Consider the following 26,957-nt stretch of genomic DNA (forward strand, 5'->3'; position numbering starts at 1 on the left):
GCCAGGGACCATCATGAACCGTAAGGCCGCCAAAGCCACCATCAGCGATGTCGCCAAAGCCGCGAACGTCGGCAAAACCAGCGTTTCCCGCTATCTCAACGGCGAGCTAAACGCGCTGTCCGCCGAGCTGAAAACCCGTATCGAAACGGCCATCGCCGAGCTTAACTATCGCCCCAGCCAGATGGCACGCGGCCTGAAGCGCGGGCGCACGCGGCTGATTGGCCTGATCATTGCGGATATCACCAACCCCTACTCGGTTAACGTGCTGAGCGGCATCGAAGCCGCCTGCCGCGCGCACGGCTTTACCCTGCTGATGTGTAATACCAACAACGAAGTGGACCTGGAACAGCACTACCTCAACCTGCTCAGCAGCTATCAGGTAGAGGGGGTGGTGGTGAACGCCGTCGGCATGCGCGAAGAGGCGCTCAATCAGCTGCAGCAGTCGCTGCTGCCCATGGTACTGATTGACCGTAAAATCCCCGATTTCGACTGCGATGTGATCGGGCTGGATAACCCGGCGGCGGCACTTCAGGCCACCGACCACTTGCTGACGCAGGGCTATCGCGCCCTGCTGTTTATCAGCGAACCGCTGGGGCTGGTAAATACCCGCCTCGAGCGCGTGCATGCATTCCATCAGCGCATGGCGCAGCAGCCGGAGCGGGTCGCGGAACATGCCGAGGTGCCGCTTGGCGACGGTGAAAAGCTGGAACAGGTGCTGAGCGACTTTTACCAGCGCCATCAGCACGCCCCGTGCGCAGTGATGGTGGTCAATGGCGCACTGACGCTGCAGGTAGCCCGCGCCCTGCGCCGGCTCAATCTCAACTGGGGTCAGCAGCTTGGCCTGCTGGGCTTTGACGAACTGGAGTGGGCAGAGCTGGCCGGCGTCGGCATCACTACCCTCAAGCAGCCCACCTGGCAAATGGGCTACGCCGCGCTGGAGCAGGTGCTGAAACGCATTGAGGGCGATGAAGCACCGATGCACGAGCAGGTATTTAGCGGTGAACTGATTGTGCGCGGGTCGACGCAGAAGCTGGCCGTTTCAGGATAAACAGCGTTACAGGCTTGCCTGTTCCCTATAGCGGGAACAGGATTTTTTGTTCATTGCCTGCACCTCCTGCGACCTGCCATTTTTAAGAGCTTTCCCCGCCAGAAATTGTTCACATCGTGAGCGCGATCATAAATTCCACTTCTGTCGCTATCTTTTGGAACCGGTTCCAACTAACGTTTTTTCATCAAGTCGGGCGCAAAGGTCCGCAGAATTGCCGGAGGGAAGATGAAAAGAGAAGTGATAGTGGTTACCGCCGCCTACGGCCGCGAGAAAATAGCCGAGCTGGGCGGGCAGCAGGCGCTGCTGCCGATCATTGCCGCCGCCGGAGCCAATGGTGTGGAGATCCGCCGCGAGCTGTTCAGCGCGCAGCAGCTGTCAGCGCTGCCTGAGTTAGCCGACGCGATAGCGGACAGCCGCCTGATGGCGTTCTATTCGGTGCCGGAAGCGCTGTTTATGGCAGACGGTTCGCTTAATCCCAACCTCGATCGGCATTTCAACGAGGCGGAACAGCTTAACGCGCAGCTACTTAAATATTCTCTGGGCCACTATCAGCCCAGCTTTGACTGCAGCGTCCTGCGCGGCAAGCTGGCAGGGAAAAAGGTCCATCTGGTGGTGGAGAACGACCAAACCGCCTGCGGTAAACTGAGCGCGCTTGACCCGTTCTTCCACGCCTGTGGTGAGAGCCGCACCTGTAACGGCATGACTTTCGATATGGGCAACTGGCTGTGGGTTGGCGACCAGCCGCTGCTGGCAGCCGAACGCCTGAGCCGCTTTGTCAGCTATATCCACGTTAAGGCCGCCGTCCCCCACGGAGACAGCTGGCGCGCGGTGGCGCTGGATGATGCCGATAATCTGTGGCGCGAGACGCTGGCTCTTTTACCTGCCGACGTGCCGCGGGCCATTGAGTTTCCGCTGGAAGGGGCCGACCTGGTGGCCGTTACCCGCCACTACGTTGACCTGCTGCGCGAGGAGTAAATCATGACCGTTCAAACCTACCCAACGCTGGATGCCGTGACCATCGGTGAGGCCATGGCGATGTTTGTCGCCAGCGAATGCGGCGATTTGGCCAGCGTGTCGCAGTTCAGCAAACGCATTGCCGGCGCCGAACTCAACGTGGCTATTGGCCTGGCGCGTCTCGGCCTGAACGTCGGCTGGGTCAGCCGCGTGGGTGACGACTCGTTTGGCCGCTTCACCTGTCAGCAGCTCGATCTGGAAGGCGTCGACCGCCGTCAGGTCACCTGTGACCCGCGTTATCCTACGGGTTTCCAGATGAAATCCCGCGTGGATGATGGCTCCGATCCGCTGGTCGAATACTTCCGTAAAGGCTCAGCTGCCAGCCATCTCTCGCCCGCCGATTTTGATCGCGACTACTTTGCCAACGCACGCCACCTGCATCTGAGCGGCGTGGCGGCGGCCATTTCTGACAGCTCGCTGGCGCTGTCTCTGCATGCGGCCCGTGAAATGAAGGCGCTGGGGAAAACCATCTCCTTCGACCCGAACCTACGCCCGGTGCTGTGGTCGAGCGAAGCCGAAATGATTAAACAGCTGAACGGTCTGGCGCAGTACGCCGACTGGGTGCTGCCGGGTATCAAAGAGGGCCAGATCCTGACCGGCTATCAGCAGCCGGAAGCGATTGCCGATTTCTATCTGGCGATGGGCGTGCAGGCGGTGGCGATCAAAACCGGCAGCGACGGCGCCTGGTATAAAACGGCGGCAGGGGAAAAAGGGCAGATTGCGGCGGTGCTCACGGATAACGTGGTGGATACCGTCGGCGCTGGCGATGGCTTTGCCGTCGGAGTGATCAGTGCCCTGCTGGAAGGAAAATCGTTACCCGCAGCGATCCTGCGCGGTAACAAAATCGGTTCTCTGGCAATCCAGGTATCGGGCGACAGCGAAGGGTTACCCACGCGCGCCACGCTGGGTGATTTCTAGCTGTTGCCACTGACCGGAACATAACAAAACCGCATCGCCCTACCACAGAATGCGGACATCGAGGACAGAACTATGAGCAATCAGACAATCGCGCCAAAACGCTGGTGGTACATCATGCCCATCGTGTTTATCACCTACAGCCTGGCGTATCTGGACCGTGCAAACTTTAGCTTTGCTTCCGCTGCGGGGATCAACGAAGACCTCGGCATCACCAAAGGGGTGTCATCCCTGCTCGGTGCGCTGTTCTTCCTCGGCTACTTCTTCTTCCAGATCCCCGGTGCCATCTATGCCGAGCGGCGCAGCGTGAAGAAGCTGGTGTTCTGGTGCCTGATCCTGTGGGGAACCTGCGCCACGCTGACCGGGCTGGTGAGCAACATTCCGATGCTGGCGGCGATCCGCTTTACGCTGGGTGTCGTAGAGGCGGCGGTGATGCCGGCAATGCTGATCTACATCAGCAACTGGTTTACTAAATCCGAACGCTCACGCGCCAATACCTTCCTGATCCTCGGTAACCCGGTTACCGTACTGTGGATGTCGGTCGTGTCTGGCTATCTGATTGAAGCCTTTGGCTGGCGCGAGATGTTTATTATCGAAGGCTTCCCGGCGGTGATCTGGGCAGTCGCCTGGTGGTTCCTGGTGCAGGATAAACCGGCGCAGGCCAAATGGCTGAGCGATGCGGAGAAAGCCGCGCTGCAGGCGCAGCTGCAAAAGGAGCAGGAGGGCCTGAAGGCGGTACGCAACTACGCCGAAGCCTTTAAGTCGCGCAACGTTATCATCCTGTGCGCCCAGTACTTTACCTGGAGCATCGGCGTGTACGGCTTTGTGCTGTGGCTGCCATCTATCCTGCGTAACGGTACCGGGATGGGCATGGTCGAAGCTGGCTGGCTGTCGGCGGTCCCCTATCTGGCCGCAACCATTGCGATGATCGTTGTCTCCTGGGCCTCTGATAAGTTACAAAACCGCAAACTGTTTGTCTGGCCATTGCTGCTGATTGGTGCGCTGGCGTTTTTAGGTTCATATTTGGTGGGGCCAGGCAACTTCTGGCTCTCATATGCCCTGCTGGTGATTGCCGGGGCGGCAATGTACGCACCTTATGGCCCGTTCTTTGCCATTATCCCGGAGATGCTGCCGCGTAATGTCGCCGGCGGCGCGATGGCCCTGATCAATGCGATGGGCGCCCTGGGATCGTTTCTTGGCTCGTGGGTGGTCGGTTACCTGAACGGCGCCACCGGCAGCCCGTCCGCGTCCTATATCTTTATGGGTGGGGCATTACTGATTTCCGTCGGACTGACGCTGGCCGTAAAACCGGCGCGTAACAAGCAACAGCCGCTGCCCGACTGCGCTAAACACGCTTAATGCTTTTGGAGAAATGAATGAAACCTTCTGTGGTGCTGTATAAATCGTTGCCTGAAGACCTGCGTGCAAAGCTGGATGACCATTTCAGCGTGACTGAAATCAACGGCTTAACCCCGAAAACCGTCGCGCAACATGCTGACGCCTTCCGTCATGCCGAGGGGATCCTCGGCTCCGGCGGCAAAGTGGATGCGGAGTTTCTACAGCACGCGCCGAAGCTGCGCGCCGCCTCTAGCGTCTCGGTCGGTTACGACAACTTTGACGTCGCCGCGCTCAACGACCGCAAAGTGCTGCTGATGCACACCCCGACGGTGCTGACCGAAACGGTGGCCGATACCATGATGGCGCTGGTGCTCAGCTCCGCACGCCGCGTGGTCGAAATGGCGGAACGCGTGAAGGCGGGCGAATGGCAGGGCAGTTTCGGGGCGGAGTGGTTCGGCATTGATGTCCACCACAAGAAGCTCGGCATTCTGGGCATGGGCCGCATCGGTCTGGCGCTGGCGCAGCGTGCGCACCTCGGTTTCGGCATGCCGATCCTGTATAACGCGCGTAAGCATCATGAAGAGGCCGAGCAGCGCTTTGACGCGCAGTACTGCGACCTGGATACCCTGCTGGCCGAGTCAGACTTCCTCTGCATCAGCCTGCCGCTGACCGAGCAGACCCATCACCTGATCGGGCGTGAGCAGCTGGCGAAGATGAAGAAAAGCGCGGTGCTGATTAACGCCGGGCGCGGCCCGGTGGTCGATGAGCAGGCGCTGATCGACGCATTGAAAGATGGCACGATTCACGCTGCCGGGCTGGACGTGTTTGAGCGGGAGCCGCTGCCGGTCAGCTCAGAGCTGCTGCAGCTGCGCAACGTGGTGGCGCTGCCGCATATCGGCTCCGCGACCCATGAGACCCGCTACGGTATGGCGAAGGACGCGGTAGATAACCTGATTGCCGCGTTAACCGGTAAGGTGGAGAAGAACTGCGTTAATCCACAGATATTGTCCCAGGACTGAGGCACGCCAAAACGGGCGGGGCATGCCCCGCCCCTACCGCGGGGAGGGTTACTCCGTCGCGATCGGCGTTTGGTTAATCTCTACCGTGTCATCCCCCTGGATCTGCTTCACGCGCTGTTCAACCTTCTGCACCGCGCTGGCGTCCTTCAGTAGGGAATAGGTCAGCGTAAATTCGGTGCTCTGCCCCGGCTGCAGCTGTTTCACTCTTCCCTGCTCTTTCTCGATTGTCACCGGATAAGCATAGTTGGTGCCCGGCTCAATCCCGGTGACATAACCCTGCTTCAGGGTGTCGGTGTTCTTCCACATGGTCAGCAGCGGCAGCTGGCGGGTATCAAACTCAATCGCGGCCCCCTTGTCGCCCTTGCTGTTAATCACCGCCGCCACGGTTTTGCCATTGCTGTCCGCTTTGGGCTGCAGGTTAAACACCATCTCGTCGAAATCTTTGGTCGGCGCGCCATAAACGTTCCAGCCATCCAGCCCTTTTTTGGCGTAGTCGTTAAAAGGCGATACTGATTTCAGCGGGGCGATAAAGCGCGCGTCTTTTTCCAGGATCGGCGTGCCGAAGTTACTGTGGTAGATAATCTGGTAGTCGTGCGGATAGTCTGCCTCATTGGTCAGCACATCATGCACGGTGAACGAGTCCGAGCCCGGCACGTAACGCAGCTCGGTCCAGGTTTCGAGTTTCGCCTTCTTAAAGGTGACCTCTTTCAGCAGCCCGCGAATGCGAATTTCATGCGGGGCTTGATCATCAACAATCACTTCCACCTTCGACGCTGGCGTGTTGCCCGCCTTGCCGTGCAGGGTGTAGATCATCCCGTCTTTGGTCACCGGGTGCCCGGTCCACTCAAAGCCGCAGCGCACCATCATCTCGTTGAATCCTTCCAGCCAGCCCAGCCCGTTACGGCTCTCCAGGTTGATATAGGCCGGGTTGACCACTTCCTGCACCGGAGAATCCCAGCCCAGGCGCACGCCGTGACCGCTGACGTGCAGCAGATCCATACCGCGCGTCGGGCTGAGCGCGATGGTGAGCCCATTTTTGCTGGTCAGCGTCAGCACTTTGGAGCCCTCCTGCTTGCCGCCGTGCAACACCTTTTGCTCAATGCTGAAACTCTCGCCTGGCAACTTCAGCTGCTGGCTGCTAATTTGCCAGTTGCCCTTTTCTGTCCCGCTTTCAGCATCCGTCAGCAGCCAACTTTGCGCCGCAGCCTGACCGCTAAGAATCGCCAACACACACCCTGACAGAACTGTTTTTCTCATCTCTTTATCCCTTTAGCTGAATTGATTTAGCTTTATGCGGGTCCAGACTACAAATCACCGGCAGATAAAAACGTGACAACCATCACCGCCTGACTTTTAAGCTGTTTTTGCTCCATTAAACGCGATGTTGGTCACGTAAAAATGATGAGTCAGGATTAATTACATAAATAAATGTGATGTTTAGCGGAAGATTGAGCGGGATGTAAAAAACGATTCAGCTATGGGGTGCTGCTCGCCCTCTGCAAGTAAGGGCTGCCCCGATCCTACACCGCTCGCCCTCCTGCTTAGGGGCCAGGCAGGCTGGCACAATCAGACAAATGCGATTCTGCCGCCGCAGCATTGCATTCATCCGTCTGCTGACGTTAAGGTGGTCCTCCTGAGGACTAACAAGTGATTAACAGGGTATGAGCTTTTCGGCATTTGGTGACAAATTTACGCGCCACTCGGGCATCTCTCGTCTGATGGAAGATATGGGCGAAGGCTTACGCACGCCGGGGACGGTGATGCTCGGCGGCGGTAATCCCGCGCAGATCCCGGCGATGAACGACTATTTCCAGCAGCTGCTGCAGCAGATGCACGACGAAGGCAAGCTGGCGGAAGCGCTGTGTAACTACGATGGCCCACGCGGTAAAAGCACCCTGCTGGATTCACTCTCCCGGCTGCTGCGCGATGAGCTGGGCTGGCAGATCGCCCCCGAAAATATCGCCCTGACCAACGGTAGCCAGAGCGCCTTCTTCTATCTGTTTAACCTGTACGCTGGCCGCCGCGCCGACGGCAGTATGAAACGCGTGCTGTTCCCTCTGGCCCCGGAATACCTTGGCTATGCCGATGCCGGACTGGATGAAGATCTGTTTGTCTCAACGCGCCCGAATATCGAACTGCTGCCGGAAGGCCAGTTCAAGTATCACGTCGATTTTGAGCACCTGCATATCGGCGACGATACCGGGCTGATCTGCGTATCGCGCCCGACCAACCCGACCGGCAATGTCATCACCGATGAGGAGCTGCTGAAGCTGGATGCGCTGGCGCAGCAGCATCAGATCCCGCTGCTGATCGATAACGCTTATGGCGTGCCGTTCCCCGGTATTATCTTCAGCGAGGCGCGCCCGCTGTGGAACCCTAACATTATTCTGTGCATGAGCCTGTCCAAGCTCGGCCTGCCGGGCTCGCGCTGCGGCATCATTATTGCCGATGAGAAAGTGATCTCCGCCATCAGCAATATGAACGGCATTATCAGCCTGGCACCCGGCAGCATTGGCCCGGCGATCGCTAATGAGATGATCCAGCGCGGCGATCTGCTGCGGCTCTCTGAAGAGGTAATTAAGCCGTTCTACCAGCAGCGGGTTAACCAGACAATCGCCGTTATTCGCCGCTATTTATCCCCCGAACGCTGCCTGATCCATAAACCGGAAGGGGCGATTTTCCTCTGGCTGTGGTTTAAAGACCTGCCGATCACCACCGAAGTGCTGTACCAGCGCTTAAAACAGCGCGGCGTGCTGATGGTGCCGGGGCACTTCTTCTTCCCGGGGCTGGAGCAGGCGTGGCCGCATACGCATCAGTGCATGCGCATGAACTATGTGCCGGACAGCGAGAAGATTGAGCGCGGAATTGCGATTCTGACGGAAGAGGTCGAGCGGGCGCATTGCGAAGGCTAACGCCGCAAGAGCGGATAGAACAAGGGCCGCCAGCTGGCGGCCCGTAAGCATGTTATTTCATGATTTCGATACGGCGCGGTTTATTGGCTTCAGGCACCACGCGCTCAAGGTCGATATACAGCAGGCCATTTTCCAGTTTGGCATCACGCACGTGTACGTGCTCGGCCAGCTGGAATTTACGCTCGAAGTTGCGCTCGGCAATGCCCTGATAGAGATAGGTGCGTTCCTGCTGCTCTTCCGGGTGCGAACCGCGCACGCTGAGCAGGTTGTCGTGGGAGGTGATCTCCAGTTCGCTTTCCGCGAAGCCCGCCACGGCAATGGTAATTCGGTAGTTGTTTTCTGCCACCAGCTCCACATTGTACGGAGGGTAGCCGCCATTGTTGTTGCTCTGACCCTGGCTGGATTCCAGCAGGTTGATCAGACGGTCAAAGCCAATGGATGAACGATACAGTGGGGCAAGGTCAAAATTACGCATGTTGCAGCTCCTGATAGTCAGCGAGATGTGATTAACAAAGTCGATCCTCCACATTGGACGGACCGCCGGTTCAGTAAACGCTGCCCTGTCGGCGCAGGCTTCACTGACCGTAAGAGTAAAATGGTGACAGACGCGATGCTTTCAAGGGGAAAATGCGATTTTTTTAACCGGAAAGCAGTGAATGTCATACACTCAGGGATGAGTTTGCCGGAACACGATGCCAGCCACCACAGAGTGGACTACGCTTTTTTGCGCACACCGGCGACAAGTCTCAGCAGGCTTGCCATAACAAGGGATATTGATGATGAACGCATTAAAGAAGTGCCATATTGCCGGTTTTATTGCCTGCGTTTCGCTGGTCAGCACCAGCGGCTGCTCCAGCGTGATGATGCACTCCGCGCCTTACGAGGGTTACTACCCCGGCACGCGCGCCAGCGCAGAGACGATCGTCGATAAAAACAGCGGCTGGGTGATGAAACCGCTGGCCGCTATCGATCTGCCGTTCTCGGCGGTGCTGGATACCCTGCTGCTGCCGATGGACTATTACCGCTCCGGCGACAAAGGGGAAGATGACTCCCCGCGCGCGCGCGTGCTGCGCAGCGAGCAGGCCAATCATACCGATGCCATCATGAATGAAACCATGGCCCCGATGTCGCCCACCCGCGATGCCGCACCTTCACCCGCCAGTGGCGCTAGCCACGCACCCGCGCGATAAATATCTGCCGCCACGGGTCGCCGTCCCGCAAATAGGCGACTGACTCACCGTCCGGCGAGAACACCACCGCATCCGCTACCGGCGGGATTGCGCTGCGTGCGGTAATGCGCCGCACAGCTCCGCTGGCAAGCTGACAAATCATCACGCTGTTATCGCAGACGAACACCAGCTGCTGCCCGTTCGGGTGCCAGCTGAACGCCGACTGAATGCTGTGCTGGCCGTGCGTTACCTGCCGCGGCTCGCCCCCCAGTGGGGAAACGGTCCACAGCTGCACCACCTCCGCCTCGTCCGCCATCAGAAAAGCAATCGCGCTGCCGTCCGGCGAGCTACGCAGCCAGTGGCGCGGGGTTCTGGCCAGGCCACGGCGGGTAAAGGTCAGGCGCCGCTGTTTTACGCCGCGCGGTGGCGCTGGCAGGCTGTGTGCGGTGCCTTCCAGCGGCGCGTCCCCGGCCAGCGCATAGTCGGCACTGTTTTCCGGCAGATCGACAATAAACACCTCGGCCACTTTCTCGCCGCCTGGCGCGACGGTATCGCCAATAAAGGCCAGCGCCCAGCGCTGACGGCTACCGTCGGCGCGCTGATACCCCCGATTTCCTACCCAGCCCTCTTCATAGGCGCGGTTGATTTCATCGCTGCCCGGCAGCGGCTGAACGGTGGTGCGGCTCACCAGCACGCAGTAGTGGCTGCCGTCATATTCACGCGGATGGTTTTTTGGCGGGCAGACCGCATGCAGCGGCACCGCCACGCCCACATTGCGCAGGTCCTGCTTCACGTCCAGCTCATGCATCACGTGGTCGTTATAGGTAAAGCTCAGGCGTGAACCGTCCGGGCTGAACACGTGCACGTGCGAGCCGCCGCGCAGCGCCCCGGCGGTAAACGGCGGGGTGATATCGCAGGCATCAAGATTTTCCGCCACCCCGTGCTGAACGATCACCCCGCGCCGATGATGGAAATCATACTTCCACTGGCTGTCCGGGTGCTCGGGGCCGTGAATGCAGACGTAGCGCGGGGGCAGGTCCGGGCTGGCGGTTACCACGCCAACGTGCGCACCGTCGCGCGCCTGATAGAGCACCTCGGTGTCACCGCTGCTGGCGTTCACCCGCTCAATGGTCAGGCCGGTAAAGGAGGCGCCGGAAGGGCGCACGTCGTACACCAGCCACTGGCTGTCCGCGGTCCAGACATTGATATTGGTCAGCTGGTGGTGGCGCGGGGCGAAGGTGAGTTGCTTTTCTTTCATAGAAGGCCGTTGAAAAGGGGGGCGGGGAGGATCCCCGCCACCGATGACTAAGGATAGTGGTGGATACGGCGGATGCAGAATATCCGCCGTCTGACGCGGTCAGGCAGGTTACAGCACGAACTTCTCAATCGCGTGGGCGACGCCATCTTCAAAGTTCGGCCGGGTGACAAACTGCGCCATCGCCTTCACTTTCTCAATGCCGTTGCCCATCGCCACGCCGGTTCCGGCATATTCCAGCATTGCCAGGTCATTCTCCTGGTCGCCGATAGCCATCACCTCTTCACGCTTCAGCCCCAGCAGATCCGCCAGCGCTTTAACGCCCGCTCCTTTATTGACGCTTTTATCGAGGATTTCGAGGTAGTAAGGCGAACTTTTCATGATGGTGTAGCGATCGTACGCTTCCTGCGGGATCTGTTTAATCGCCGCATCCAACTGTTCTGGCGGGTCGATCATCATCACTTTCGGGAAGCTCAGGCTGCGGTCCATTTCAGCGACGTCGCGCTGGCGCAGCGGAATACCGGTCAGCCACGCCTCATGGACGGTATATTCACTGATATCCTTATTCGGCGTGAACAGCTCGGTTTTGGTCAGCGCCTGGAAATGCACGCCCAGCTCGCGCGCCAGCTTTTCGAAGTAGAGATAATCATCGAAATGCAGCGCCACTTCCGCCACGCACTCACCGCTTTCCGCCTTTTGAACCAGTGCGCCGTTGTTGGTGATGCAGTACTGCCCCGGCTGCTGTAAATCCAGCTCCCTCAGGTAGTTCTGGACGCCGACAAACGGGCGCCCGGTCGCCAGGACAATCGCCACGCCGTTATCGCGCGCCGCCTGAATGGCCTGCTTCACGCCTGGGGTGATCTGGTGCTGTGGATTCAGTAACGTGCCGTCCATATCAATCGCAATCAGTTTTATCGCCATACCATCCTCGTTAGCCAACAGTTTGTTCCCATGCTAGCGCGATTCAGCTCATGATCACCAGCCTGATTACGCGCTGAACGGCACGCATCCATCAGCGCTGCGCTGCCAGCGGTTTATTAACAAAGAAACCGTAGCTGATCGCACCCAGCATCAGCAGCCCGGCCCCGAGCAGGAACACGTTGGTGAATTTTCCGGTCATATCCAGAATCACCCCGGTAACAATCGGTGCCATTGCGGCGCCAAGGAAGCCGCCAAAGTTCTGAATCGCCCCGAGTGACGCCACCTGATCCTTCGGCGCGATGTCGGTCGCCAGCGTCCAGATAGCCCCCTGTGGCATCTGCGAGCAGAAGTAGCCCAGCGACAGCAGGGTAATCGCCAGCGGGGTACTGTCGACGAACGGGATCGGGGCGACAAAGCAGGCTGCCAGCGCCGCCCCCGCAACGATGGGGATCTTACGCGCGTGAATGGCCTTCATGCCGCCTCGCACCAGCTTATCGGACAGCATCCCGCCCACCAGCACGCCGAGGATCCCGGCAAAGAAGGGAATCGAGGCAATCCAGCCGGTCTGCTTCAGGCTAAAGCCGAGCGATTTTTCCAGATAGCTTGGCAGCCAGGTGAGATACACCCAGATGGTAAACATGATGGAGAAGTTACCGATCACCATAAACCACGTGGTGCGGTGCTTAAACAGCGCGCCCCAGCTGGTTTTGACCACGTTTTCCCCGGCGGCCGTGACGCTGCGGTGCCCGGCATGGATCAGCGCATCTTCACGCGCATCCGGATCGCGGTAAAACTTCCACCACGCCAGCAGCAGTGGGAGCCCCATCAGGCCGATTGCCATAAACATCCCGCGCCAGCCAAAGCTCAGCAGCAGCACGGTCAGGATTGGCGGGGCGATGGCGTTAGCGATCTGCGAACCGGTATTGATGATTGAGGTTGGCAGGCCGCGCTCTTTATCGCCAAACCAGCGGTGGGTGATTTTAATGCCGGAGGTAAAGAACGGCGATTCGGAAATACCCAGCAGCATACGCAGGCCGTAAAACACCGAGTAGCTGTTGACAAAAGCGGCGAGGAAAGTGAAGCCGGACCACAGCCCCAGCGCCCAGGAGAACATGCGTTTCGGGCCGAACTTATCCACCAGCCAGCCCGCCGGCAGGTTGGCCAGCGCATACGGCCAGAGGAAGGCCGACAGCAGCAGCCCCATTTCGGTCTGCGAGAAGCCAAACTCGGCGGCAATGGTGGTGTTGGCGATGCTGAGATTGGCGCGATCCAGATAGTTAACCACCGCTGCCAGCAGCAGGATAAAGATAATGCCCCAGCGCAGGCGAGAGATCGGCGGCCGGTTGGCGGCCAGCGGCTGCACGGAGGAGGTTGCGGCTACAGAGGTCTCTTTCATGATGATGTCTCGTCAGTAAACAGGCTCAGGTGAATTTTGATTACCGCTTTGCGGATGCGGGAAACACCGTGGGTCTGGCAACAGGGGCGATGAACATCATGGGGAAACAGCACCACAAAGGTATCCGCTTCCAGCGCAATCATCGATTCATTGTGGGTCTGATGGTAGAACACGATATCGCGCTGTTCGGCGTCGTCTTCGACTACCACATGGCTTGGGTGCGCGCGCGCCACGCCGATGCTCTCTTCACCGGACAGCAGATACTGAATATCAACATAGTTAACATGTGACTCGGCGCGGCGGGCGCTGGCCGGTTCGGTTGCCATGGTCTGATAGAGGCAGAACATCTTATTATCCGGCAGGATGTCGAATTTTCCCGGTTCCAGCGCGGCAAAATCCGTGGCGGCAATCCATTCCAAAGCCTGATTAATCACCGGGTGCAGGGTGTGACGTTCCCTCGCCCAGTCGTTGCGATCGCAAAAAATCATCGTCGTTGTCCCGTATTGTTATTTGTTTGGCGGGTGTGGGTACAGCGGGCAGCCCCTGGTAGCGCTGCCCGGCGCGAACAGCTAGCCCGCGATTTTCTTCTGCCACAGCGTGGTGCCCTGCTGGATTTGATCCAGCAGCACGCCGAGGCCCCAGAATTTTTCCAGCACGTTATCTTTGTTCACGCGGCAGAACTCGCTGCTGAACGTGCCCAGATGCTGATGATAAATTTTGGCATTTTTCGGGTAGCCCAGCGTCTCCGTGACCGCGGACAGCGACAGGAACAGCGACAGCTCCTGGGCTTTTTCCGGCTGCTCTGCCCCGTGGTGATACAGCCAGTGATACAGCTCCGGGTGGAAGTTGGTAAACACACCGCTGAAGCCTTTCGAGCCTGCCTGGATAGCGGGCCAGGCGATCGCCGCGTTGGCGTTGATGATATTGAACGGCGTGCCCTCTGCCAGCTTCACGCGGCGCTGCACGGTCGGCAGGTCGCAGCTGACATCTTTCAGCACCACGAAGCGGCCGCTTTTGGCGCAGAAGCTGAACTCTTCGTCGCTCAGCAGGCGGCGATACGGGGCCGGGCACTCGTAAAGGCCAAGCGGCATGCTGGCTGGCAGGGCTTCCAGCAGCGCGTTCAGCGTGGAGAAGAACACCTCGCTACCCTCGTTTTTCGGGTCAAGATGGTTGGTCACCAGCACCAGCGCATCGATGCCGGTGGCGGCCATCGCGCTCAGCTCTTCGATCTGCGCGTCAAGCGCATCGCTGATATGTCCGGAGGCAATCACCGGTACGCGGCCCTGCACTTTGCCGACCACAAATTCCGCAAGCGATACGCGCTCCTGCAGCGACAGGAACTGCATTTCGCTCGACTGACAGACGGCAAACAGCGCATCCACGCCCTGCGTCAGATACCAGTCAATTAAACGTTCGAGGCCCGGATAGTCGATCTGGTTATCAGGGGTAAACGGCGTCAACATCACCGGGACAATGCCTTCAATCTTCTTCATCTTGTTCTCCTGATGGCAGCGTACTGCCTGAAAATGGGGCGGTTCAGCGCTGCGCCAGTCGCGCAACCACCTGGGGGTGATCGGGCATATTGCTGGCCCCTTCACGCTCCACCGCCAGTGAAGCAAACGCCGCGGCATAGGTCGCCGCCTGCGCAATGGTCTGTCCGCTTGCCAGCGCGGCGGCGAAGGCGCCGTTAAAGGCATCGCCCGCGCCGGTGGTATCAACGCTGAGCGCCGGAAATGCCGGAATATGCTGGAACTGGCCGTTATCGAGGATCAGCGCGCCGCGCGAGCTCATGGTGATAATCACCCGCTTCGCGCCCTGGCGCACGATGGCCTGCGCCGCTTCTCTGGCGCTCTCCAGATCCGTCACCTCAACCCCCGAGAGCAGCGACGCCTCGGTCTCATTGGGGGTGATCACGTCGACATACTGCAGGCATTTGAGTACATCGTCCGAGAACGGTGCCGGATTCATAATCACCCGCACGCCCAGCGTATTGGCCAGCTTCATGGCGTTGAGCGTGGCGGAGAAGTTGTTCTCCAGCTGTAGCAGCAAGACGTCAGCGCCGGACAGCTCGTGCGTCATCTCCGCCACTTCGCCATCGGTGAGCGTCTGATTGGCGCCGGAGTAGATGGCGATCATGTTTTCGCCATCCTGCTGCGACACATAGATAATCGCATTGCCGGTCGGCTCGCTTTCACTCTGATAGAGCTTGAAGGAGTGAATATCCGATGCCGAAAGGTGATCGAAAGCAAACTGGCTGAACTGGTCTTTACCCACTTTAGAGACAAAGTGCACCCGCGCCCCGGTACGGCTGGCGGCCATTGCCTGATTGGCCCCTTTGCCACCCGGACCCAGCGTGCTGCCAAGCGCCAGCAGCGATTCACCGCCTCTGGGAAAGCGCGCGACCTTCGCCACGATATCGACGTTAAACGAGCCAAGGATACACACCCGCCCCTGAGTTTTACGCTTGCCGCGCTGCCCGCTCAGGCGCTGGCTCTCCAGCCGCTGCAGCAGCACCTCAAAGTTGCCGCCGGTCTCTGAAATCAGCCTGGCCTGCAGATTGCGGCGTAACACCATCGCCCCGCCGTGGCAGCGCTGAATCAATCCCAGCCCCGCCAGCGCCGCCAGATCGCTGCGAATCGTCTCTTTCGATACGGCAAAGGTCCCGGCCAGCCAGGCGACGCTCAGCGTTTCATGGCGATCGAGATACTCAAGAATGTGGTTACGCCGCTGTTCCAGATACATAGTCACCTCTTTGTATTAAGAGACTAAGGGAGCACGATACGTTTAAAAGTGATAGCGGTCATAGCGCGCGGGGAAAAACGGAAGCAAACGGAAGGGAAACCAAAGGGTGGAATGGTAGGCTGCTATTTTAAGCTAAGCCTGTAGTTAAAATAACCATCGGCACTCATTTAACTTAACCACGGGTCAGTGATATGTCGATGCGCTTAACATGACGAGCAGACGTGTCGAAATTATGCTCTTTTTTCGACATGAGAAAAATAACGCGCAGAGTGCAGGCGAAAAAAAAGCAGACCCGAAAGTCTGCTTTCTACTGTGGGGCGACCGGAAAAGAAGGTCGCCCGAAGGAGGTTTATCAATCAGATATCGATGTTCGCCGCGCGCAGGGCGTTCTCTTCGATAAAGGCGCGGCGCGGTTCTACCGCATCGCCCATCAGGGTGGTGAACAGCTGGTCGGCCGCCACGGCGTCTTTGATGGTCACGCGCAGCATACGGCGGCTATCCGGATCCATGGTGGTTTCCCACAGCTGCTCCGGGTTCATTTCGCCCAGACCTTTATAACGCTGTACCGACAGGCCACGGCGCGACTCTTTCACCAGCCAGTCCATCGCCTGCTCGAAGCTGGCAATCGGCTGACGGCGCTCGCCGCGCTCGATAAAGGCATCTTCTTCGATCAAGCCGCGCAGTTTCTCACCGAGGGCGCAGATTTTGCGATATTCGCCGCCGAGCATAAACTCGGTATCCAGCGGATAATCGGTATCAACCCCGTGCGTTTTAATACGCAGCACCGGCTCGAAGATATGCAGCTCACGGTTTTCGCGTACCAAGCCGCTAAAGGTGCTGCCGTGCTGGTCGTTATCGTTAAGGTACTTAACCAGCCCGTCCAGCCAGCCCTGCACCGGCGCTTCCGCCGCCAGATCGCTCAGCGTCGCATGGTAGATCAGCGCATTGAGCAGGGCAACCGGATAGCGGCGCTCCATACGTTTGATCATCTTGCGCGTGCTGTTGAACTCAGACACCAGATCTTCCAGCGGCTTGCCGCCCAGCGCTGGCGCACTGGCGTTAGCGTGCAGCGTCGCCCCGTCCAGCGCGATAGCGATCTGATACTGGTCCATCGCCTCATCGTCTTTAATGTACTGTTCCTGCTTGCCTTTTTTCACCTTGTACAGCGGTGGCTGAGCGATATACACGTGGCCACGCTCGATGATTTCCGGCATCTGGCGGTAGAAGAAGGTCAGCAGCAGCGTACGGATGTGAGAACCATCGACGTCCGCATCGGTCATGATGATGATGCTGTGATAGCGCAGCTTGTCCGGGTTGTACTCGTCACGACCAATGCCGCAGCCCAGCGCGGTGATCAGCGTTGCCACTTCCTGAGAAGCCAGCATCTTGTCGAAGCGGGCTTTCTCAACGTTGAGGATTTTACCCTTCAGCGGCAGGATGGCCTGGTTCTTACGGTTACGCCCCTGCTTGGCAGAGCCGCCCGCAGAGTCCCCTTCCACCAGGTAGATTTCGGACAGCGCCGGATCACGCTCCTGGCAGTCGGCCAGTTTGCCCGGCAGGCCAGCCAGGTCGAGCGCGCCTTTACGGCGGGTCATCTCACGCGCGCGGCGTGCAGCTTCACGCGCGCGCGCGGCGTCAATAATTTTACCCACGACGATTTTGGCATCGCCCGGGTTTTCCAGCAGGTATTCAGACAGCAGTTCGTTCATCTGCTGCTCAACCGCCGATTTCACTTCGGAAGAGACCAGTTTATCTTTGGTCTGAGAGGAGAATTTCGGGTCCGGCACTTTCACCGAAACCACGGCAATCAGCCCTTCACGCGCATCGTCACCGGTGGCGCTCACTTTGGCCTTCTTGCTGTAGCCTTCTTTATCCATGTAGGCGTTAAGGGTACGGGTCATGGCGGCGCGGAAGCCAGCCAGGTGCGTACCGCCGTCGCGCTGCGGGATGTTGTTGGTAAAGCAGTAGATGTTTTCCTGGAAACCGTCGTTCCACTGCAGCGCCACTTCCACACCAATGCCGTCTTTCTCGGTGGAGAAATAGAACACATTCGGGTGGATCGGGGTTTTGTTCTTATTCAGATACTCAACGAACGCCTTGATACCACCTTCGTAGTGGTAATGGTCGTTCTTGCCGTCACGCTTGTCTTCCAGCTTGATTGATACGCCGGAGTTCAGGAACGACAGCTCACGCAGACGCTTAGCCAGAATTTCGTATTCGAACTCGACCACGTTGGTAAAGGTCTGATGGCTTGGCCAGAAACGCACGCGCGTCCCGGTCAGATCGGTTTCACCGGTCACGCTCAGCGGGGCCTGCGGCACGCCGTGCACGTAGATCTGCTGATGGACTTTGCCTTCGCGGCGGATGGTCAGCTCCAGTTTTTCCGACAGGGCGTTAACCACGGAAACCCCTACGCCGTGCAGGCCGCCGGAAACTTTGTATGAGTTATCATCGAACTTACCGCCCGCGTGCAGCACGGTCATGATCACTTCAGCGGCAGAGATACCCTCTTCTTCGTGAATGCCGGTCGGAATACCACGGCCATCATCGACAACGGAGACAGAGTTATCCGCATGAATGGTAACCAGAATGTCTTTACAGTGACCGGCGAGCGCTTCGTCAATGGCGTTATCCACGACCTCAAATACCATGTGATGCAGACCGGTGCCGTCATCCGTATCGCCGATATACATACCCGGGCGCTTGCGTACCGCATCGAGCCCTTTTAGAACTTTGATACTGGAGGAGTCATAAGAATTCGACATCAACTTTTCTCGCTCGTTTAATCTTCAGGTTGAACCGCTATTTTACCCTGTTCTACGTTGAACATCTTGCCCTTTTCATCAGTCATATCGAAGACATGCTCGGCCGCAATGGCACTGACAAAAACCTGGGCCTGAGTGGCTTTTAAGCGCGCTGCCAGCAGGTGGCGGCGCGTTTCGTCCAGCTCAGAGGCAAAATCATCTATCAGATACAGGCAACGTCGCCCGTTCTGTCGGGTGAGAAACTCACCCTGCGCCAGTCTCAGGGCGCACATCAGCAGCTTTAACTGGCCGCGAGACAGTAAATCTTCCACCGGCGTCCCCTCAGCGCGAATACGAAAATCCGCCTTATGAGGGCCGCTGGCCGTGTAGGTCAATGCCCGATCGCGCTCAAAATTGCGTTCGAGCAGGTCGGCGTAATCACTCTCTTTGTCCCAGCCGCGCTGAAAGGAGAAGCTCAGCTGAAACTCCGGCAGGAACTGCGCGCAGGTGGCGTTGATATCCGCCGCTATCGCTTCGCTGTAGGCGGCACGCCAGGTGCTTATCTGCTCTGCCAGCGGTGCCAGCTCCTGGTCCCAGGCGCGGATCTGCTGGTAGCGCGACACCTGGCGCAGCGCGGCGTTGCGCTGCTTCAGCAGGCGACGCAGGTTGCTCCAGGCGTTAAAAAATCCCGGCTCGTTATGAAAACAGCCCCAGTCGATATAGGCACGACGGTACTTGGGGCCGCCGTTTAACAGCGTGAAGCCCTCCGGGGTGATCAGCTGCATAGGCAGCATCTGCGCCAGCTCGGCCACTTTATGGCCGTCGCTGCCGTCAATGCGCACCTTGCTGTCACCGGCGCGGTTTTTCGTCAAGCCCACGGAAACTTCACGCTCATTGCCGGCAATACGCCCGTGCAGCACAAACGCATCCTGCTCGTGGCGGATCACGCGGCCCGCCTGCAGGCTGCGAAACGCCCGGCCATGCCCCAGGGTGTAAATCGCTTCCAGCACGCTGGTTTTACCGCTGCCGTTTGGCCCCACCAGGAAATTAAATCCGGGAGCCAGCGCCAGGTCCGCGTTTTCGATATTACGGAAGTCTTTGATAAGAAGGCGGGTTAAAGCCATAACGAATCCAGCGTGAAGGGGATTTTACCTGACATATGCGATCCAGGCCGTCGGCGGCGCAGCCAGTCTGGTTACGGCCAGCGCACAGAACTTGGGAGCATACTGAAGTATGTGACCAAGGGCGAGCACTGCCCGGGACCAGAATGGCAAGTAAGCCAGGCCGATATTCTCTACAATCTCATCGGCATGACAACGTAGGCTGCAGACTGACTGGCCGCATCTTCGATCTGCACGCTGGACACGGAGTCGGTCAGCAGCAGACGCACGTTCTCGCACTTCAGCGCGTTAAGCACATCCAGCACGTAGCTGACGTTAAAGCCAATTTCGAGATCGGTGCCGCCGTAGGTGACATCCAGCATCTCTTCCGCTTCTTCCTGCTCCGGGTTATTCGCGGTAATTTTCAGCTGATTTTCGCTGATATACAGGCGAACGCCGCGGAACTTCTCGTTGGAGAGAATGGCGGCACGCGAGAAGGCCTGCTTCAGCAGATCGCAGCTGGCATCCAGCGTTTTGTCCGGATTCTTCGGCAATACGCGGCGATAGTCCGGGAAACGGCCATCAACCAGCTTCGAGGTAAAGATAAAGTCACCCACGTGCGCACGAATATTGTTGCTGCCGATCTGCACCTGCAGTGGCGTGTCGCCACCATCCAGCAGACGCACCAGCTCAATCACCCCTTTACGCGGCACGATCACCGAATGGCTCGGCAGCGTTTGGCCGACCGGCATCGAGCAGACTGCCAGACGGTGCCCGTCGGTTGCCACGGTGCGCAGCTCTTCGCCTTCGGTTTCAAACAGCATCCCGTTGAGGTAGTAGCGCACGTCCTGATGAGCCATAGAGAACTGCGTGGCTTCGATCAGGCGCTTCATCGTCGCCTGCGGCAGAGTGAATTCAACTTCACTCTGCCAGTCGTCGAGGTTCGGGAAGTCGCTGGCGGGCAGGGTGGAGAGCGAGAAGCGGCTGCGGCCGGAGCGCACCAGCATTCTTTCGCCGTCCAGAATCACCGCGATCTCCGCACCTTCCGGCAGGCCACGGCAGATATCAAAGAATTTGCGCGCCGGCACGGTAGTCGCGCCCGGTTCGTGGTCCTGCGTCAGCGCAACGCGGGCCACCATCTCCATTTCTAAATCGGTACCGGTCAGCAGCAGGGTGCCTTCATTAACCTGCAGCAGCAGGTTACCGAGGATAGGCAGCGTCGGGCGGCCGCCTAACGGGCTGCTGACCTGCTGTAATGGCTTGAGTAAATGCTCGCGTTCTACAATAAATTTCATAGTCAGGAAGATAGTGTTCTGATGAGATTTGAGAAATCTTCTTTAATGTCGTGACTCTCTTCGCGCAGCTGCTCAATTTTTCGGCAGGCATGTAGCACGGTGGTATGGTCACGACCCCCGAAAGCATCACCGATTTCCGGCAGACTGTGGTTGGTCAGTTCTTTTGCCATCGCCATCGCCATCTGGCGCGGGCGGGCTACCGAGCGCGAACGGCGCTTCGACAGTAAATCGGCCACTTTGATTTTATAATACTCGGCGACGGTCTTCTGAATATTATCAATGGTGACCAGCTTCTCCTGCAAGGCCAGCAGATCGCGCAGCGCTTCGCGCACGAAATCGATGGTAATGGCCCGGCCGGTAAAGTTGGCGTTAGCGATCACGCGGTTCAGCGCCCCTTCCAGCTCGCGCACGTTAGAGCGCAGGCGCTTGGCAATAAAGAAGGCCACTTCGCCCGGCAGACGAATGTCGTTTTCGTCAGCCTTTTTCATCAGGATCGCCACGCGGGTTTCCAGTTCTGGCGGTTCGATCGCGACCGTCAGCCCCCAGCCGAAGCGGGATTTCAGTCGATCCTCAACGCCGTTGATCTCTTTCGGATAACGATCTGAGGTCAGAATGATCTGCTGATTACCTTCCAGCAGGGCATTAAAGGTGTGGAAAAACTCTTCCTGCGATCGCTCTTTATTCGCAAAGAACTGAATGTCATCGATCAGCAGCGCATCAACCGAACGGTAGTAGCGCTTAAACTCTTCAATGGCGTTGTTCTGCAGCGCTTTGACCATGTCCTGTACAAAACGCTCGGAGTGCATGTACACCACTTTGGCATTCGGCTTGCGCGCCATAATGCCGTTACCCACCGCGTGCAGCAGGTGCGTTTTACCCAGACCGGTGCCGCCATAAAGGAACAGCGGGTTATAGGCTCCGCCAGGGTTATCCGCCACCTGGCGTGCCGCCGCACGTGCCAGCTGGTTCGATTTACCCTCAACGAAGTTGTCAAAGTTGTGTTTAGTATTGACGTTGGAGCGGTAGGAGAGCTCGGCCGGAGCCGGCATATTGTCCCAGCTTGGCCGCATCGGCGCCGGGCGGCTGATAATGCCTGGAGAGCTGGCATTGGCGCTGGCTAACACGGGCTGGCTGATGGCCTGCGCCACTGGCTTACTGCCGACTTCAAAACGCAGCAATGGCACATTGCTGCCGCAGAAGTCATTCAGCAAGGCATTAATATTATTCAGGTATTTATCCCGAACCCAGTCGAGTACAAAACGGTTTGGTGCATACAAGGCCAGCGTATTGTCATTCAGTTCGGCCTGCAAGGGGCGTATCCACATGCTGAATTCTGTGGCAGGTAGCTCATCCTGTAAACGGGCAAGACACTGTTGCCAAAGCGTTAGTGACACGGCGGACTCCACTCGAAAAAGTTCGATAAGAAATAAAGGCGCTGAAGCGATAATTTCATCATTGTTGACGCATGCCGATGATACGCATGCGAACCGCTATCCGCGGTTACTCCGCCCGTCCCCGACATTGATACTACTTTCGGGTTAGGATCCGACCCGGGGATCGTTAGCGGAAGGGCGGATCATAGCGTAAAGCGCAGCAGAGATCTTCACTTTCTACACAGTTTTGATCCAATTTATCCACAGGGGCGGATAGCGGGGATAAGTTTACGCCACCCTGCACAAAAGGCATTCAGGATCGTCTGCATTCGTTGAAATTTAATGGTGCCGTCACGTTATTGCCGCAAATGTCATGTAACCGGATCGCGAGAAGATCCTGCGCGATCCTTGCGCTTTTTACTGGACACCGTATAATTTGTGCCCCGGCGTGTGCGCCATGGCCGTTTTGGCTGTTTTTCGGTCACTACGGGCAATCAGGATGCGCTTTTCACGCGAAGTAAATTGACTCTGGACTGTACAATTATTACAATCCCGCCTCTTTATTAAAGACACACTGAGGCGTCGGTCGTTTTTTCGGGCCAGATAACGCGTCACCAAGTGAAATTTTTCAAGTTTAGGTAGAAATCGCCATGAAACGCACTTTTCAACCGTCCGTACTGAAGCGCAACCGTTCACACGGTTTCCGTGCTCGTATGGCAAATAAAAATGGTCGTCAGGTTCTGGCACGTCGTCGTGCTAAAGGCCGTTCTCGTCTGACCGTTTCTAAGTAATAAAAGCTAACCGCTGAGTGGTTAAGCTCGCATTTCCCAGGGAGTTACGTTTGTTAACTCCCACTCATTTCACTTTCGTCTTCCAGCAGCCACAACGGGCTGGCACGCCGCAAATCACTATACTCGGCCGCCTGAACACGCTGGGGCATCCCCGCATCGGTCTCACCGTCGCCAAAAAACATGTTAAACGTGCGCATGAACGCAACCGGATCAAGCGATTGACCCGCGAAAGCTTTCGTCTACGTCAGCATGAATTACCGGCAATGGATTTTGTGATTGTGGCGAAAAAGGGTGTCGCGGATCTGGATAACCAGGCACTGACGGAAGCGTTGGAGAAACTATGGCGTCGTCACTGTCGCCTGGCTCGCGGCTCTTAATCGGGCTGATTCGCGTTTATCAGCGCGTGATCAGCCCGCTTTTAGGTCCCCATTGCCGTTTCCATCCCACCTGTTCTCAATACGGTATTGAGGCATTGCGCAGGTTCGGATTGGTAAAAGGGTGTTGGTTGACGCTAAGACGCATATTAAAATGCCACCCTTTAAACCAGGGTGGCGACGACCCGGTGCCGCCACATAACCATTGATCTCAGAGAACATTAACGATGGATTCGCAACGCAATCTTTTTCTCATCGCTTTTCTGTTCGTGTCCTTTATGATCTGGCAAGCCTGGCAGACGGACCACGCTCCGCAGCCATTGCAGACCCAGACCACGCAGAACACGACCAGCGCTGCCGGTGATGCCGCTAATCAGGGTGTACCTGCCAGCGGACAGGGCAAAACGATCACCGTTAAGACCGATGTCCTGTCTTTAAACATCAATACCCGCGGTGGCGATATTGATCAGGCACAGCTGCTGACTTACCCGGACAAACTGGGTTCAGACCAGCCTTTCCAGCTGCTGGAAACCACACCAGGCTTCCTGTATCAGGCACAAAGTGGCCTGACCGGTCGTAATGGCCCGGATAACCCGGCCAATGGTGCGCGCCCTCTGTACACCAGCAGCCAGGATCACTTCGAACTGGCAGAAGGCCAGAGCGAACTGCGTATCCCGCTGACCTTCACCGCTGAAAACGGCGCGACCTACACCAAGACCTTCGTCCTGAAGCGCGGCGAGTACGCGATCAATGTCGATTATCAGGTCAACAACGCCACCCAGCAGCCGCTGGAAGTGTCGATGTTTGGTCAGCTGAAGCAGACCATTGATCTGCCGAAGCATCGCGACACCGGCAGCAACAACTTTGCGTTGCATACTTTCCGCGGTGCGGCTTACTCCAGCAGTGAGACCAACTACGAGAAGTACAAATTCGACAAGATCAGCGATAACGAAAACCTGAGCACCACCACCAACAACGGTTGGGTGGCGATGATGCAGCAGTATTTCGCTACCGCCTGGGTTCCGCAGACTGCGGGCAGCAACACCCTTTACACCAGCAACCTGGGTAATGGTATTGCCGCTATCGGCTACAAATCTGCGCCAGTGACCATCGCGCCGGGTTCCCAGCAGCAGCTGGCCGCGACCCTGTGGGTTGGCCCGGAAATTCAGGACAAAATGGCGGCGGTTGCCCCACACCTGGATCTGACCGTGGATTACGGCTGGCTGTGGTTTATCTCCCAGCCGCTGTTTAAGCTGCTGAAGTTCCTGCACAGCTTTATCGGTAACTGGGGCTTCTCAATTATCGTTATCACCTTCATCGTGCGCGGCATCATGTACCCGCTGACCAAAGCGCAGTACACCTCGATGGCCAAAATGCGCATGCTGCAGCCGAAGATTCAGGCAATGCGTGAGCGTTTAGGTGAAGACAAGCAGAAGATGAGCCAGGAGATGATGGCGCTGTACAAAGCGGAGAAAGTGAACCCGCTTGGCGGCTGTCTGCCACTGGTTATCCAGATGCCTATCTTCCTGGCACTGTACTACATGCTGATGGGCTCGGTGGAACTGCGCCATGCGCCGTTTGCACTGTGGATCCATGACCTGTCCGCACAGGACCCGTACTACATCCTGCCGATCCTGATGGGTATCACGATGTTCTTCATTCAGAAGATGTCGCCAACCACCGTGACCGACCCGATGCAGCAGAAGATCATGACCTTTATGCCTGTCATCTTCACCGTGTTCTTCCTGTGGTTCCCGTCTGGTCTGGTGCTGTACTACATCGTCAGTAACCTGGTGACCATTCTCCAGCAGCAGCTGATTTATCGCGGGCTGGAAAAACGGGGTCTGCACAGCCGCGACAAGAAAAAAGCGTAATTTGTCCGTAGGGGCGAGGCATGCCTCGCCCGTGCTAAATTTCGGCACAATGCTTACACTAAGGCGGTCATCATGACCGCCTTTTTTTATCTTAAAAAAGAGAGTTCAACATGAGCCATAGCGATACTATCGTCGCCCAGGCGACCCCACCAGGCCGCGGCGGCGTCGGCATCCTGCGCATTTCCGGCAGCAAAGCCCGCGACGTGGCGCAGCTGCTGCTGGGCAAACTGCCAAAGCCGCGCTACGCCGACTATCTGCCCTTTACCGATGCGGATGGCAGCACGCTCGACCAGGGCATTGCGCTGTGGTTCCCCGGCCCGAACTCCTTTACCGGTGAGGACGTACTGGAGCTGCAGGGCCACGGCGGCCCGGTGATCCTCGACCTGCTGCTGAAGCGCATTGTCGCGCTGCCGGGGCTGCGCATTGCTAATCCGGGGGAGTTCTCCGAGCGCGCCTTTCTCAATGACAAGCTCGACCTCGCCCAGGCCGAGGCGATAGCCGACCTGATCGACGCCAGCTCCGAGCAGGCCGCGCGCTCGGCGGTCAACTCACTACAGGGGGTTTTCTCCACCCGCGTTAATGCCCTGGTGGAAGCACTCACTCACCTGCGCATCTACGTGGAGGCTGCGATTGATTTCCCTGATGAGGAGATCGACTTCCTCTCCGACGGTAAAATTGAGGCCCAGCTTAATCAGGTTATCGGCGATCTGGATGGCGTGCGCGCTGAAGCCCGTCAGGGCAGCCTGCTGCGTGAAGGGATGAAGGTGGTGATCGCTGGCCGCCCTAACGCCGGAAAATCCAGCCTGCTCAACGCGCTGGCCGGGCGCGAAGCGGCGATTGTCACCGATATTGCCGGCACCACGCGCGACGTGCTGCGCGAGCATATCCACATTGACGGCATGCCGCTGCACATCATTGATACCGCTGGCCTGCGTGAAGCCAGTGACGAAGTGGAACGCATCGGTATTGAACGCGCATGGAAAGAGATAGAACAGGCCGATCGCGTGCTGTTTATGGTGGATGGCACCACCACCGGCGCCACCGAACCCGCTGAGATCTGGCCGGACTTTATTGCCCGCCTGCCGCAAACTCTGCCGATCACCGTGGTAAGGAATAAAGCGGATATCACTGGCGAAGCAGAGGGTCTGAGCGAAGTGAACGGTCACTCACTTATTCGCCTGTCGGCGCGCACCGGGGACGGTATCGATATCCTGCGCGACCATCTGAAAGCCAGCATGGGCTTTGCCGGCAATATGGAGGGCGGCTTCCTCGCCCGCCGGCGCCATCTTCAGGCGCTGGAGTTAGCAGCCACTCACCTGCAGCAGGGTAAACATCAGCTGCTGGGTGCATGGGCTGGGGAACTGCTGGCGGAAGAGCTGCGCCTGGCCCAGCAGGCGCTGAGTGAGATCACCGGCGAATTCAGCTCCGACGATCTGCTGGGACGGATCTTCTCCAGTTTCTGCATCGGCAAATAACTCTTTTCGCACTTCCGTTGTAACACGCCGTCCCGCTGTACAAACGTATGGCGGGATGGCCTGGTTTAAAAAACCCCTCCTTGTCAGTAAAAATAAACTAACACCTTGAATTTAATCATATAATAATCCCAGGCGAAATAATGTTTCATCGTACTGCGGCTAGTATTTAATTTCTTATAATTGGATTATGCGATATTTTTTT

23 protein-coding genes and 1 pseudogene are annotated in these 26,957 nt (G+C 57.8%); 12 read left to right on the forward strand and 12 right to left on the reverse strand.

What is annotated here, in order from left to right; genetic code table 11:
* The first annotated feature begins 13 nt into the window (after positions 1-13).
* The 5 genes from J2Y91_RS07760 to ghrB all read left to right on the forward strand — a co-directional run bounded on the left by J2Y91_RS07760 (position 14) and on the right by ghrB (position 5,334).
* Positions 14-1,048, forward strand: coding sequence for a LacI family DNA-binding transcriptional regulator (locus J2Y91_RS07760; RefSeq protein WP_048917895.1), 1,035 nt, complete (start codon positions 14-16; stop codon positions 1,046-1,048).
* Positions 1,049-1,273: 225 nt separating this feature from the next.
* A complete protein-coding gene (locus tag J2Y91_RS07765; protein ID WP_133622385.1) occupies positions 1,274-2,023 on the forward strand; it encodes a sugar phosphate isomerase/epimerase family protein in 750 nt (249 codons plus the stop codon).
* Between the two features lie 3 nt (positions 2,024-2,026).
* Complete coding sequence (locus J2Y91_RS07770; RefSeq protein WP_133622384.1) at positions 2,027-2,980, forward strand: sugar kinase; 954 nt, start codon at positions 2,027-2,029, stop codon at positions 2,978-2,980.
* Between the two features lie 72 nt (positions 2,981-3,052).
* Positions 3,053-4,336: an MFS transporter gene (locus J2Y91_RS07775; RefSeq protein ID WP_133622383.1), complete on the forward strand. Its 1,284-nt coding sequence runs from the start codon at positions 3,053-3,055 to the stop codon at positions 4,334-4,336.
* A 17-nt stretch (positions 4,337-4,353) separates the two neighbouring features.
* Complete coding sequence (gene ghrB / locus J2Y91_RS07780) at positions 4,354-5,334, forward strand: glyoxylate/hydroxypyruvate reductase GhrB (protein WP_133622382.1); 981 nt, start codon at positions 4,354-4,356, stop codon at positions 5,332-5,334.
* 48 nt (positions 5,335-5,382) lie between these two features.
* On the opposite strand, the gene J2Y91_RS07785 is transcribed toward ghrB, so the two are convergent.
* Entirely contained in the window at positions 5,383-6,591 is a 1,209-nt protein-coding gene (locus J2Y91_RS07785) for an aldose 1-epimerase family protein (RefSeq protein ID WP_133622381.1), read from the reverse strand.
* Between the two features lie 404 nt (positions 6,592-6,995).
* Here J2Y91_RS07785 and J2Y91_RS07790 point away from each other — a divergent pair, with 404 nt between their 5' ends.
* Positions 6,996-8,246, forward strand: coding sequence for a valine--pyruvate transaminase (locus J2Y91_RS07790; RefSeq protein WP_133622380.1), 1,251 nt, complete (start codon positions 6,996-6,998; stop codon positions 8,244-8,246).
* Positions 8,247-8,298: 52 nt separating this feature from the next.
* Here the strand turns inward: J2Y91_RS07790 and ibpA are convergent, their stop codons facing one another.
* Positions 8,299-8,721, reverse strand: coding sequence for a small heat shock chaperone IbpA (gene ibpA / locus J2Y91_RS07795; protein ID WP_048917901.1), 423 nt, complete (start codon positions 8,719-8,721; stop codon positions 8,299-8,301).
* A gap of 304 nt (positions 8,722-9,025) precedes the next feature.
* On the opposite strand from ibpA, the gene J2Y91_RS07800 reads away from it, so the two are divergent.
* Complete coding sequence (locus tag J2Y91_RS07800; protein ID WP_133624980.1) at positions 9,026-9,436, forward strand: YceK/YidQ family lipoprotein; 411 nt, start codon at positions 9,026-9,028, stop codon at positions 9,434-9,436.
* On the opposite strand, the gene J2Y91_RS07805 is transcribed toward J2Y91_RS07800, so the two are convergent.
* From J2Y91_RS07805 to dnaA, 10 genes are all read right to left on the reverse strand, one after another.
* Positions 9,414-10,673 carry a YidR family protein gene (locus tag J2Y91_RS07805; RefSeq protein ID WP_133622379.1) on the reverse strand — a complete coding sequence of 420 codons (1,260 nt, stop codon included), beginning with the start codon at positions 10,671-10,673 and terminating at the stop codon, positions 9,414-9,416. The two genes, J2Y91_RS07800 and J2Y91_RS07805, sit on opposite strands and share 23 nt — an antisense overlap.
* Positions 10,674-10,781: 108 nt before the next feature.
* Entirely contained in the window at positions 10,782-11,591 is an 810-nt protein-coding gene (gene yidA, locus J2Y91_RS07810; RefSeq protein ID WP_133622378.1) for a sugar-phosphatase, read from the reverse strand.
* Between the two features lie 91 nt (positions 11,592-11,682).
* Positions 11,683-12,987: an MFS transporter gene (locus tag J2Y91_RS07815; RefSeq protein ID WP_133622377.1), complete on the reverse strand. Its 1,305-nt coding sequence runs from the start codon at positions 12,985-12,987 to the stop codon at positions 11,683-11,685.
* Positions 12,984-13,475: a NanQ anomerase/TabA/YiaL family protein gene (locus tag J2Y91_RS07820; RefSeq protein WP_133622376.1), complete on the reverse strand. Its 492-nt coding sequence runs from the start codon at positions 13,473-13,475 to the stop codon at positions 12,984-12,986. The genes J2Y91_RS07815 and J2Y91_RS07820 overlap by 4 nt, the downstream gene beginning before the upstream one ends.
* Before the next feature lie 81 nt (positions 13,476-13,556).
* Complete coding sequence (locus J2Y91_RS07825; RefSeq protein ID WP_133622375.1) at positions 13,557-14,480, reverse strand: dihydrodipicolinate synthase family protein; 924 nt, start codon at positions 14,478-14,480, stop codon at positions 13,557-13,559.
* A 43-nt stretch (positions 14,481-14,523) separates the two neighbouring features.
* Positions 14,524-15,729, reverse strand: a complete 1,206-nt coding sequence (rbsK, locus tag J2Y91_RS07830) for a ribokinase (protein ID WP_133622374.1) — start codon at positions 15,727-15,729, stop codon at positions 14,524-14,526.
* Between the two features lie 356 nt (positions 15,730-16,085).
* Positions 16,086-18,494 (reverse strand): DNA topoisomerase (ATP-hydrolyzing) subunit B, encoded by a 2,409-nt coding sequence (gene gyrB / locus J2Y91_RS07835; protein WP_133622373.1) that lies wholly within the window; start codon positions 18,492-18,494, stop codon positions 16,086-16,088.
* A gap of 17 nt (positions 18,495-18,511) precedes the next feature.
* Positions 18,512-19,597, reverse strand: coding sequence for a DNA replication/repair protein RecF (recF, locus tag J2Y91_RS07840; protein WP_133622372.1), 1,086 nt, complete (start codon positions 19,595-19,597; stop codon positions 18,512-18,514).
* A 170-nt stretch (positions 19,598-19,767) separates the two neighbouring features.
* The gene (dnaN, locus tag J2Y91_RS07845) at positions 19,768-20,868 is read right to left on the reverse strand and encodes a DNA polymerase III subunit beta (RefSeq protein ID WP_253537785.1); all 1,101 of its coding nucleotides are present in this window, start codon (positions 20,866-20,868) and stop codon (positions 19,768-19,770) included.
* A gap of 2 nt (positions 20,869-20,870) precedes the next feature.
* Complete coding sequence (gene dnaA, locus J2Y91_RS07850) at positions 20,871-22,262, reverse strand: chromosomal replication initiator protein DnaA (RefSeq protein ID WP_048917911.1); 1,392 nt, start codon at positions 22,260-22,262, stop codon at positions 20,871-20,873.
* Between the two features lie 629 nt (positions 22,263-22,891).
* On the opposite strand from dnaA, the gene rpmH reads away from it, so the two are divergent.
* The 5 genes and pseudogenes from rpmH (at position 22,892) to mnmE (ending at position 26,755) form a co-directional block, all read left to right on the forward strand.
* Positions 22,892-23,032 (forward strand): 50S ribosomal protein L34, encoded by a 141-nt coding sequence (rpmH, locus tag J2Y91_RS07855; RefSeq protein ID WP_003023858.1) that lies wholly within the window; start codon positions 22,892-22,894, stop codon positions 23,030-23,032.
* A 17-nt stretch (positions 23,033-23,049) separates the two neighbouring features.
* A complete protein-coding gene (gene rnpA / locus J2Y91_RS07860; protein ID WP_048917912.1) occupies positions 23,050-23,409 on the forward strand; it encodes a ribonuclease P protein component in 360 nt (119 codons plus the stop codon).
* Positions 23,373-23,631: pseudogene (yidD, locus tag J2Y91_RS07865) on the forward strand (membrane protein insertion efficiency factor YidD). The gene rnpA and the pseudogene yidD overlap by 37 nt, the downstream one beginning before the upstream one ends.
* A 2-nt stretch (positions 23,632-23,633) precedes the next feature.
* A complete protein-coding gene (gene yidC, locus J2Y91_RS07870; RefSeq protein ID WP_253537788.1) occupies positions 23,634-25,280 on the forward strand; it encodes a membrane protein insertase YidC in 1,647 nt (548 codons plus the stop codon).
* Between the two features lie 110 nt (positions 25,281-25,390).
* Positions 25,391-26,755 carry a tRNA uridine-5-carboxymethylaminomethyl(34) synthesis GTPase MnmE gene (gene mnmE / locus J2Y91_RS07875; RefSeq protein ID WP_048917914.1) on the forward strand — a complete coding sequence of 455 codons (1,365 nt, stop codon included), beginning with the start codon at positions 25,391-25,393 and terminating at the stop codon, positions 26,753-26,755.
* The last annotated feature ends 202 nt before the right edge of the window (positions 26,756-26,957 follow it).

Source organism: Erwinia aphidicola (assembly GCF_024169515.1).
Classification (GTDB): domain Bacteria; phylum Pseudomonadota; class Gammaproteobacteria; order Enterobacterales; family Enterobacteriaceae; genus Erwinia; species Erwinia aphidicola.

What these genes read in the sequence shown, in the direction of transcription:
- dnaN (WP_253537785.1), bottom strand. Translation starts at nt 20,868, where the DNA reads ATGAAATTTATTGTAGAACGCGAGCATTTACTCAAGCCATTACAGCAG.
- J2Y91_RS07800 (WP_133624980.1), top strand. Translation starts at nt 9,026, where the DNA reads ATGAACGCATTAAAGAAGTGCCATATTGCCGGTTTTATTGCCTGCGTT.
- rbsK (WP_133622374.1), bottom strand. Translation starts at nt 15,729, where the DNA reads ATGTATCTGGAACAGCGGCGTAACCACATTCTTGAGTATCTCGATCGC.
- J2Y91_RS07760 (WP_048917895.1), top strand. Translation starts at nt 14, where the DNA reads ATGAACCGTAAGGCCGCCAAAGCCACCATCAGCGATGTCGCCAAAGCC.
- mnmE (WP_048917914.1), top strand. Translation starts at nt 25,391, where the DNA reads ATGAGCCATAGCGATACTATCGTCGCCCAGGCGACCCCACCAGGCCGC.
- yidA (WP_133622378.1), bottom strand. Translation starts at nt 11,591, where the DNA reads ATGGCGATAAAACTGATTGCGATTGATATGGACGGCACGTTACTGAAT.
- J2Y91_RS07805 (WP_133622379.1), bottom strand. Translation starts at nt 10,673, where the DNA reads ATGAAAGAAAAGCAACTCACCTTCGCCCCGCGCCACCACCAGCTGACC.
- J2Y91_RS07765 (WP_133622385.1), top strand. Translation starts at nt 1,274, where the DNA reads ATGAAAAGAGAAGTGATAGTGGTTACCGCCGCCTACGGCCGCGAGAAA.
- J2Y91_RS07785 (WP_133622381.1), bottom strand. Translation starts at nt 6,591, where the DNA reads ATGAGAAAAACAGTTCTGTCAGGGTGTGTGTTGGCGATTCTTAGCGGT.
- rpmH (WP_003023858.1), top strand. Translation starts at nt 22,892, where the DNA reads ATGAAACGCACTTTTCAACCGTCCGTACTGAAGCGCAACCGTTCACAC.
- J2Y91_RS07820 (WP_133622376.1), bottom strand. Translation starts at nt 13,475, where the DNA reads ATGATTTTTTGCGATCGCAACGACTGGGCGAGGGAACGTCACACCCTG.
- J2Y91_RS07775 (WP_133622383.1), top strand. Translation starts at nt 3,053, where the DNA reads ATGAGCAATCAGACAATCGCGCCAAAACGCTGGTGGTACATCATGCCC.
- gyrB (WP_133622373.1), bottom strand. Translation starts at nt 18,494, where the DNA reads ATGTCGAATTCTTATGACTCCTCCAGTATCAAAGTTCTAAAAGGGCTC.
- ghrB (WP_133622382.1), top strand. Translation starts at nt 4,354, where the DNA reads ATGAAACCTTCTGTGGTGCTGTATAAATCGTTGCCTGAAGACCTGCGT.
- J2Y91_RS07825 (WP_133622375.1), bottom strand. Translation starts at nt 14,480, where the DNA reads ATGAAGAAGATTGAAGGCATTGTCCCGGTGATGTTGACGCCGTTTACC.
- recF (WP_133622372.1), bottom strand. Translation starts at nt 19,597, where the DNA reads ATGGCTTTAACCCGCCTTCTTATCAAAGACTTCCGTAATATCGAAAAC.
- J2Y91_RS07790 (WP_133622380.1), top strand. Translation starts at nt 6,996, where the DNA reads ATGAGCTTTTCGGCATTTGGTGACAAATTTACGCGCCACTCGGGCATC.
- J2Y91_RS07815 (WP_133622377.1), bottom strand. Translation starts at nt 12,987, where the DNA reads ATGAAAGAGACCTCTGTAGCCGCAACCTCCTCCGTGCAGCCGCTGGCC.
- J2Y91_RS07770 (WP_133622384.1), top strand. Translation starts at nt 2,027, where the DNA reads ATGACCGTTCAAACCTACCCAACGCTGGATGCCGTGACCATCGGTGAG.
- ibpA (WP_048917901.1), bottom strand. Translation starts at nt 8,721, where the DNA reads ATGCGTAATTTTGACCTTGCCCCACTGTATCGTTCATCCATTGGCTTT.
- yidC (WP_253537788.1), top strand. Translation starts at nt 23,634, where the DNA reads ATGGATTCGCAACGCAATCTTTTTCTCATCGCTTTTCTGTTCGTGTCC.